This is a genomic window from Oleiphilus sp. HI0080 (genome assembly GCF_001635135.1).
Genome location: NZ_LWFU01000526.1, coordinates 1 through 8,509 on the forward strand (window position 1 = coordinate 1; position 8,509 = coordinate 8,509).

General features: G+C 49.3%; 7 protein-coding genes. All 7 read left to right on the forward strand.

Features of this window, described 5'->3' with window-relative positions:
- On the forward strand, positions 1 to 1,469 hold a 1,469-nt coding region (locus A3751_RS11185), incomplete at its 5' end, for a deoxyribodipyrimidine photo-lyase (protein WP_369821241.1).
- An 83-nt stretch (positions 1,470 to 1,552) separates the two neighbouring features.
- The gene (locus tag A3751_RS11190) at positions 1,553 to 3,133 is read left to right on the forward strand and encodes a cryptochrome/photolyase family protein (protein ID WP_068455848.1); all 1,581 of its coding nucleotides are present in this window, start codon (positions 1,553 to 1,555) and stop codon (positions 3,131 to 3,133) included.
- A complete protein-coding gene (locus tag A3751_RS21810) occupies positions 3,120 to 3,281 on the forward strand; it encodes a DUF2256 domain-containing protein (RefSeq protein WP_082863198.1) in 162 nt (53 codons plus the stop codon). The genes A3751_RS11190 and A3751_RS21810 overlap by 14 nt, the downstream gene beginning before the upstream one ends.
- A 140-nt stretch (positions 3,282 to 3,421) precedes the next feature.
- Positions 3,422 to 3,688 carry a hypothetical protein gene (locus A3751_RS11195; protein ID WP_082863199.1) on the forward strand — a complete coding sequence of 89 codons (267 nt, stop codon included), beginning with the start codon at positions 3,422 to 3,424 and terminating at the stop codon, positions 3,686 to 3,688.
- 68 nt (positions 3,689 to 3,756) lie between these two features.
- Complete coding sequence (locus A3751_RS11200; RefSeq protein WP_068455850.1) at positions 3,757 to 5,349, forward strand: GspE/PulE family protein; 1,593 nt, start codon at positions 3,757 to 3,759, stop codon at positions 5,347 to 5,349.
- A gap of 271 nt (positions 5,350 to 5,620) precedes the next feature.
- Complete coding sequence (locus tag A3751_RS11205; protein ID WP_068455853.1) at positions 5,621 to 7,312, forward strand: Na/Pi cotransporter family protein; 1,692 nt, start codon at positions 5,621 to 5,623, stop codon at positions 7,310 to 7,312.
- Between the two features lie 9 nt (positions 7,313 to 7,321).
- Positions 7,322 to 8,509, forward strand: a 1,188-nt coding sequence (locus A3751_RS11210; RefSeq protein WP_068455856.1) for an MBL fold metallo-hydrolase, incomplete at its 3' end; no start/stop codon positions are given.

Genomic DNA, 8,509 nt, shown 5'->3' on the forward strand with positions numbered 1-8,509 from the left:
TGTTATTCAAGGATGCCGTTTTGACCGAAAATTCCACCATCGTCTGGTTTCGCCGTGACTTGAGACTTCGCGATAATCCGGCCCTTTATCACGCTTGTCAGGCCGGCTCGGTGATTCCGGTGTTTATTCTTGATGACGACGATGCGGGTGAATTTGCCACAGGTGAGGCGAGTCGTTGGTGGTTGCATCACTCCCTTGAAGCGCTAAACAAGTCTCTCGATGGCAAGCTTATTCTGCGCAAAGGGAAAGCGGCCGATGTGCTTCAGGGCTTGCTCGCTGAAACGAATGCCAGAGCGGTTTATTGGAATCGTTGTTACGAGCCGTGGCAAACCGAACGAGACGCATTGATAAAGAGCGCGTTGAGAGACAAGGGAGTGGATGCGAAAAGCTTCCAAGCTAACTTGCTTTGGGAGCCTTGGGATATTCTCAATCAGCAAGGTACGCCCTATAAGGTATTCACGCCTTATTATCGGAAGGGCTGCCTGAAAGCAAAAGAACCGAGAGTCCCTTTTGGCCGCGCGGATCTCACTGCGATCTCTACGCAGGAGGCTAATTCTCGTAACCTAGAAAGTCTGAGCGTGGACGAATTGGGTTTAATGCCGAGTATCGAATGGTATAAAGAGATCGATGCGCTATGGCAACCGGGAGAAGAGGGCGCAGCCAAGCGTCTTGAGCTCTACCTCGAAAACGCGGCGTTTCATTATCGGTCAAAGCGAAACTTTCCAGCCGTTGTCGGTACGTCGCAACTCAGTCCCTCTCTACATTTTGGTGAGTTGTCGCCCAATCAGGTTTGGTATGCAGCCAAACACGCATTCGAGATGGATATCGAAGACGAACACTTGGATACCTACTTGAGTGAGCTTGGATGGCGGGAGTACAGTCACTACTTGCTCTTCCATTTTCCGCAAATCACCAAAGACAACTTCAATCCGAAGTTCGATGCATTTACCTGGCAGAACGACCCCGCTCTGTTACGCGCTTGGCAAAGCGGTCAGACAGGAATTCCTATTGTCGATGCAGGTATGCGTGAGCTTTGGCGAACCGGATATATGCACAACCGAGTCCGTATGGTGGTTGGCTCCTTCTTGGTCAAAAACCTGAGGACAGATTGGCGCTTGGGGGAGGCGTGGTTTCGAGATTGTCTGCTCGATGCGGATTTGCCCGCGAATGTGGCGAGTTGGCAGTGGGTGGCAGGTTCAGGCGCGGATGCCTCGCCGTACTTTCGAATTTTTAATCCGGTACTGCAAGGCGAAAAGTTTGATGCAGAGGGCGAGTACGTAAAACGGTATTGTCCGGAGCTTTCTAAACTGCCAAAGAAGTACATTCATAAGCCTTGGGAGACGCCCAAAGATGTGCTTAAGAGCGCAGGCATTGTGCTAGGCATTGACTATCCCGAACCGATCGTCGATCTAAAGGCTTCTCGCCAAGCAGCGTTGGATGCGTATGAGCCAGTCAAACGCGCCGGCTAGCTATCAAGCGCGGGCGCTGAGAGCGAGTACTTAATATGATAACCGCGGGCGAAAGCTATGCTGGTGAATTGAGGTAGAGAGACATGTCGGGCACTGCATCAGGGAAACTACGTTTGGTTCTGGCGGATCAGCTAAGCCATGATCTGGCGAGTTTACGCGATATCGATCCTGAAAAAGACGTGATCTTAATGGCCGAGGTGCGCACCGAGGCCACCTACGTCAAACACCACAAACGTAAAACTGCTTTTTTGTTTTCGGCCATGCGTCATTTTGCGCAAGAGCTTGAGCAGCGTGGTTTGACGGTTCGTTATATTCGGTACGACGACGCGCAGAATGCCGGCAGTTTGGAGGGCGAGGTAAGGCAGGCTTTAAACGTGTTGGGTTTGAAGCACCTTGTTCTAACCTTTCCCGGAGAATGGCGTGTTTTGGAAGACATGCAATCTTGGGGCGAGACATTTTGCGTGCATGTTGAGATTCGTGAGGACGACCGCTTTTTATCGACTCTTGAAGACTTTGATGCTTGGACTCAAGGGCGCAAGCAATTGAGAATGGAGTTTTTCTATCGCGAGCTGCGCAAGCGATTAAATATTCTGATGGAAGCGGGTAGCGAATCCGATGAAAAAGGCGCCGCAAAACCTCTTGGCGGACAATGGAACTTTGATGCTGATAATCGCAAAGCCTTGCCTAAGGGAGTGAGCGTACCGGCTAAAACCGCATTCGAACCCGATGCGATCACCGAAGAAGTTTTGGCGCTAGTGAGGGCAGAATTTCATGAACACTTTGGCTCTGTTGAAAGCTTTGATTTAGCGGTTACACGTGATCAGGCGCTGCAGGTGCTGGCGCAATTTATTGAAGAGCGCTTGATGCACTTTGGCGACTTTCAAGACGCCATGAAAAAAGGTGAGCCTTGGTTGTTCCATAGCCATATCAGTTTTTATCTCAATTGTGGTCTTCTCACGCCCGCGGAAGTGATCGAACAGGTCGAATCGGCTTACCACGCACACAATCTGCCGCTCAATGCGGTTGAGGGCTTTATCAGACAAGTGCTCGGTTGGCGTGAGTATGTTCGAGGGCTTTATTGGCAGCAGATGCCGCACTACGCCGAGCAGAATACGCTTGATGCGACACGCGATCTGCCCGAGTTTTTTTGGACCGCAGACACAGACATGCAATGCCTCTCGCAATGTATCAGTGAAACGCGTGACAATGCTTATGCACACCATATTCAGCGCTTAATGGTGCTAGGCAATTTTCTGTTACTTGCCGGTATCGATCCGAAGCAGGTTCAAAACTGGTACTTGCTGGTCTATGCAGACGCCTATGAATGGGTTGAGTTACCCAATGTACAGGGCATGATTTTGTTTGCAGATGGTGGCCTGATGGCTTCCAAGCCCTACGCAGCCAGCGGTAGCTACATCAATAAAATGTCTGATTACTGTCAGTCTTGTCGTTATAAGGTGAAAGACAAAAATGGCGATCAGGCATGTCCGTTTAATTATCTTTACTGGGATTTTCTTGAGCGAAATAAGCCCGTTTTACGCGGCAATCAGCGCCTTGCGATGCCTTACCGAACGCTCGAAAAAATGACCGATGAAAAGCGTGCCTTGATTGCTTCTGATAGTCAGCGCTTTTTGGGCAAGCTTACAGCCAATGAAAAAGTCTGATTTACCGAGCAAACGCTGCCCAGTTTGCGAGCGGGATTTTGTTTGGCGAAAAAAGTGGGCAAAACACTGGGAGCAGGTAAAGTATTGCTCCAAACGCTGTTCTGGTCATCGCTCCAGCGTTAAAAAGTACCCGATAAAGAACACCTGACGCGCTTAATCAACTAGGTAAAAAGTACCTTTTTTGGTCTTTATTACGTCAACTTGATCCTCCTCAAGCCCTTTTCCTTCCAAGGTTTTTCTTTTGAGCCATAATAGTAATACACGATCGAAAACCGCTAGGAGTCGCCCTTGAGCACCTTATCTTTAGAAGAGTTGAACGTCGTCCTGAACAAAGCGCAACAGATGCGTGATACGAATCAAGACCCTGATTTGATTGCCGAAACATTGCTCAATTTTGAGCGTCGCTATCGGGCAGCAGAGCATGTTGTTGAAGCCGCCAAAGTCTATTTACACTCGGGCGAAAGTGGCACCGAGCATGCGCGTTTAGTGAAAATGATTGAGGCATTCGAGAAGTCTGAGAAGCAAGCGTCCGACGGAACTTTTGGCCTAGGTTAAACGCGAGTCTGTTTTCATATGATGTTGGTGGTTAAACACGCGAGCATCAAAGATGTAAGGTTGTATATATGAGAAAGGCTGCACGCGAGCCCGTTGAGTATTTTGTCCACAGTATCGAACAACTCCAAGACTATTTAGATCTTCAGCGTATCAGTCCGTTGCAAGACGCCGCGGTTCCTAAAGTAAACTTATCGGACTTTCCTTTCCCGGCTGACATCGAAGAGCGCATTCAGGCTCAGTGGGCGGATCTTTATCGTGTTGTCCCTTTGTTCGAGTACCGGCACAGCCTCATTATCGCAATTGACGAAGACGTTGATTACGACGATACGGTTCAGAATATTGAGTTTGTTACGGGCCGTCATGTCGAGGCATTCAAGTGTCGGGGTCAGGAGATCGATGCTGCGATCGATCATCTATACAGCACAGAAGCCTTGGTTGGTCTGCAGAACGGCTCAAGCGAAGCAACGATTGGCGATGAGCTGGAGCTGATCAAACAACAGGTTCGCGAGAAGCCAATTGTTCGAATCGTCACGCGATTGTTGTTGGAGGCCTACCGCAAGAACGCATCCGATATTCATATTCGACCAACCGAGAAGGGAGCCGACTACCTGCTTCGTATGAATGGCAACATGGTGCTGCGCTCGGAGATTCATAAAGAGCACTTGGCCGCGGTAATTAGTCGCTTCAAAATCATCGGTGGGATGAACATTTCAGAACATCGAATGCCACAGGACGGCGGGGCACGTATATCGGTCGGAGGGCATAAGCTTGAGTTGCGTATGTCGATCATTCCAACCATTCACGGGGAGAGCCTAGTCGTTCGGCTGCTGAATGCGGATCAACGCCTGTTCTCGCTTGAGCAGCTAGGGCTTGAAGAAGGTGAGTACAAGCATGTCTATAAGGCATCCAAACAAAGCCATGGTCTCGTGCTCGTTGTGGGACCTACCGGCTCCGGTAAGTCGACCACGCTCTATGCGTTGTTGCAGGAGATCATTGAAAACAAGGCCTTGAATGTCATTACGGTTGAAGATCCGGTGGAGTTTCATATTGAAGGTACGGAACAAATACAGATAAACCGTAAAGCAGGTTCGACCTTTCCGAAAGCCCTGAGGAATATACTACGACACGACCCCGATGTGATTATGGTGGGCGAGATTCGCGACGAAGAAACCGCAAAAATCGCGATCGAATGCGCGCTGACCGGACATCTTGTGCTAAGTACCTTGCACTGTACCAATGCCATTTCGGCGATTACACGCTTGCTTGAAATGGGCGTTAAGCCCTACCTGTTAAAGGCGACGCTGACCCTATTGGTTGCGCAGCGATTAGCGAAGTTAAATTGCCCCAGTTGTATCGGCGATGACGCGTCGGAAGAGGCGCGCATGCTTAATTTGCAGCCTGAGCTTGCACACATCGAGTTTAAATCTAGCTCTGGTTGCGAAGAATGCAATGGCACTGGTATCTCAGGGCGAAGAGGGCTATACGAGGCCTTGCCCGTTGATTTGAATATCAAACAAGCGATCAGTGACGGCGTCTCAGAAAAAAATCTCGAACACCTTCGACTTGAGAGCGGACTCAATACCCTCACTGAGCATGCCGTGAAACTCGCAGAGCAGGGGCGGATTTCTGCCCGAGAGTGGATTCAGTTACAAGTTGGCTGATTGTTGCTGGCGGTCGATATGATAAGCCCCCAAAAAGCCCGATCCCCTTGGGGCTTTTGGATAGCATGCTTGGCCAATGCAGATAAAGACGGCTTGTATTCTTGGTGAGTTGATACGTATCAATTTTGGCTGCTTTCGTCTATCCAAAGGACGTAAATTCCTAATATATCTCTGTCCTGTGTTTCGAATGTGGGTAAGCTCACTACCCTAATAACTTAGCTTTGTTCAAAGCTTGCATCTTGCGACTCTTAGATCTCGGAGGGACGTCGTCTTGCTAGACATTTTTGCGATCGCCGGTTCAGCTATAGGTGGTTTGGGTATATTTATCCTTGCTATTGGCATGATGACTGATGGCTTAAAGTTGGCGGCAGGATCGTCATTGCGAAAGATTTTGTCTGAATGGAGCCGTACACCCCTGCGCGGCATATTCTCAGGCTTGATGATGACGGCGATTGTGCAGTCATCCAGTGCGGTAACGGTTGCGTCAATCGGTTTTGTGAATGCTGGCCTGATCAAAATGCGACAGGCTTTAGGTATTATCTACGGCGCGAATATTGGTACCACAATGACAGGCTGGCTGGTTGCGCTGACCGGCTTTAAACTGGATCTTCATGCCATTGCCTTGCCGATGATCGGCATGGGTATGTTTTTACGACTAACGCGGCGTCATGGGCGCGTTGGTTCAGCGGGAATGGCACTAGTTGGTTTTGGTCTATTTTTTATTGGCGTGGATGTGCTTAAGTCTGCGTTCGATGGTTTGGTAGCGACGCTCGATTTGAGTCAGATTGAGACTGAGGGTTTGATTGGTCATGCGAGCTTTCTGCTGCTGGGCATATTAATGACGGTGCTCACTCAGTCATCAAGCGCTTCTATCGCAATCACCATCACAGCGGCAGCAAGCGGAGTCGTCTCTTTGCCCGTCGCAGCGGTGATGGTTATTGGTGCGAATGTTGGAACCACTTCCACCGCCGTGCTGGCGTCCATTGGTGCAACCTCTAATGCGAAACGTGTGGCAGCTGTTCAGGTTATTTTTAACATCGGTACTGCCGTTGTGGCGTTGGCGTTGTTGCCGCTTCTTTTTTGGTTGATAGCCGAACTCGGCGATATGCTTGGCATGGAGCGTCGTCCGGAAATCACACTAGCACTGTTTCATACTGCATTTAATATCCTGGGTGTCATGCTGGTTTTTCCTGTGAATGACCGGCTCGCCAGCTTTGTTGAAAAGCGTTTTGTTTCATGGGAAGAGCGCGAGTCTCATCCGCGCTTTCTTGATAGCAATGTCGCTTCGACACCTGTCTTGGCCGTCAATGCTCTTGTTCTTGAGCTTGAGTTAATTGGTTCGCGAATAAGTGAGGCCTATAAAACGGCGCTGACGATCAATGAATCGAGCCTGCCGAAGATTGAGCAAGAGCTACATGTTGTCGCTATGCTCTCAACGCAGGTCTCAAAGTTTATTGTCAGCATCGAGCAGGTGGCACTGACGGAAGTGACTACCAAGCAGTTGGCAACGCTAATGCGGGTTGATCAATACCTATTGAATTGTGCGATGTCTATTCGTCAGTTTGCTCAAACGATGGTCAAGGTCGAGGCGCTGGAAGATTCTGCATTGAAAGCAGGGAATCAGCGATTCTTCAATCATGTGATGGATTTCGTGAGCAGCGAGCGCTTTAGTCAGGGTGTAGACATAAATAAGGTAGAGCATCGCTATCGTGAGTTGCAGGCAGAGCATGACTTAGCCAAAGCTGAATTGCTGTTGGCTGGCACGAAAAGTAAGGTGAGTTTGCGCCAGATGACCGACCATATCGATATATTGGCACAGGTGTCGCGCTATGCACAGCAGTGGCTAAAGGCAGAAGTGCGCTTGAATGAGCTGCAGAGAACCTTGGATTCTGATAAAAATAAGAGTCGCTCAGTTGAGCAAGGGCACATAAATGATCTCGACAGTGTGTCGAGTCAAAATTAGGAGGCCACCATGGCTAGTGTGACGTTTTACGGTGCGGTAGAAGGTGTAACAGGGTCGCTCTATTTACTGGAAACAGATTCAAGCCGAATTGTGCTTGATTGCGGTTTATTTCAAGGCGGGCGTAAAGAAGAAGAGGCGAATTCAAAACCTCTGCCGTTTGATCCGAGCACCATCGATGCTGTCGTTATATCGCACGCGCACTTGGATCATTCCGGTCGTATTCCTTTGTTGGTCAAGGCTGGGTATGACGGGGTTATTCATATGACATGGCCGACATGCGAGCTAGTGGACGTTTTGCTCAAGGATGCAGCATCTTTGCAAGAACGGGATGCGGAGTGGGAGAGTCGTCGCCGTCGTAGAGCAGGCAAGGAAGATATAGAGCCTCTTTACACGACCGAAGACGTGCTCGATGCGCTCACCTATTGCAAAGGCAGCGATTATTATCGCGATGTTAAAATCACATCCGATGTTCGCGTTCGATTTCTAGATGCAGGGCATATTCTTGGCTCTTCCATTGTCGAGCTCTATATCAAAGAAGCCGGGATAGAGAAAAAGCTCGTTTTCTCAGGTGATCTCGGCAATTCGCAGGCGGCCTTGCTGCGTGATCCCGATATTGTTGAGTCGGCAGATGTGGTAATGATGGAATCAACCTATGGCGATCGTGATCATCGCTCAATGGAGGAAACGCTCGAAGAGTTTGAGAGTATCATTGAGGACGCCTCAAAGAATGGCGGTAATATTCTCATACCATCATTCGCCGTCGGCCGAACGCAGGAAATTATTTTTCGTCTTGGTGAGCTTTATCAGCAAGGTAAACTGAGACATCAGGTGGCGTATCTTGATAGTCCGATGGCGATCTCGGTGACAGAGATTTATCATCGATACAGTGATATCTATAACGAAGAAGATCTGGATACCATTGAGCACCCCACCTTGCCCTCGTCAAAACGACATAAGAGTCTGCATACCTTTTTACCGATACTTCGTTACTCCTGTACCACCGATGAATCTATGGCCTTGAACCGTGTAGACAGCGGGATGATTGTGATTGCGGGCAGCGGAATGTGCAATGGTGGGCGTATTCGCCACCACCTTAAGCACAACCTTTGGCGCAAACATTCCCATGTGATTTTCGTCGGTTATCAGGCAACAGGTACTCCAGGTCGCGCTATCATAGACGGTGCAGAGACCTTTAAG

Coding starts and splice junctions, on each gene's coding strand:
- A3751_RS21810 (WP_082863198.1), top strand. CDS start 3,120: ATGAAAAAGTCTGATTTACCGAGCAAACGCTGCCCAGTTTGCGAGCGG.
- A3751_RS11200 (WP_068455850.1), top strand. CDS start 3,757: ATGAGAAAGGCTGCACGCGAGCCCGTTGAGTATTTTGTCCACAGTATC.
- A3751_RS11190 (WP_068455848.1), top strand. CDS start 1,553: ATGTCGGGCACTGCATCAGGGAAACTACGTTTGGTTCTGGCGGATCAG.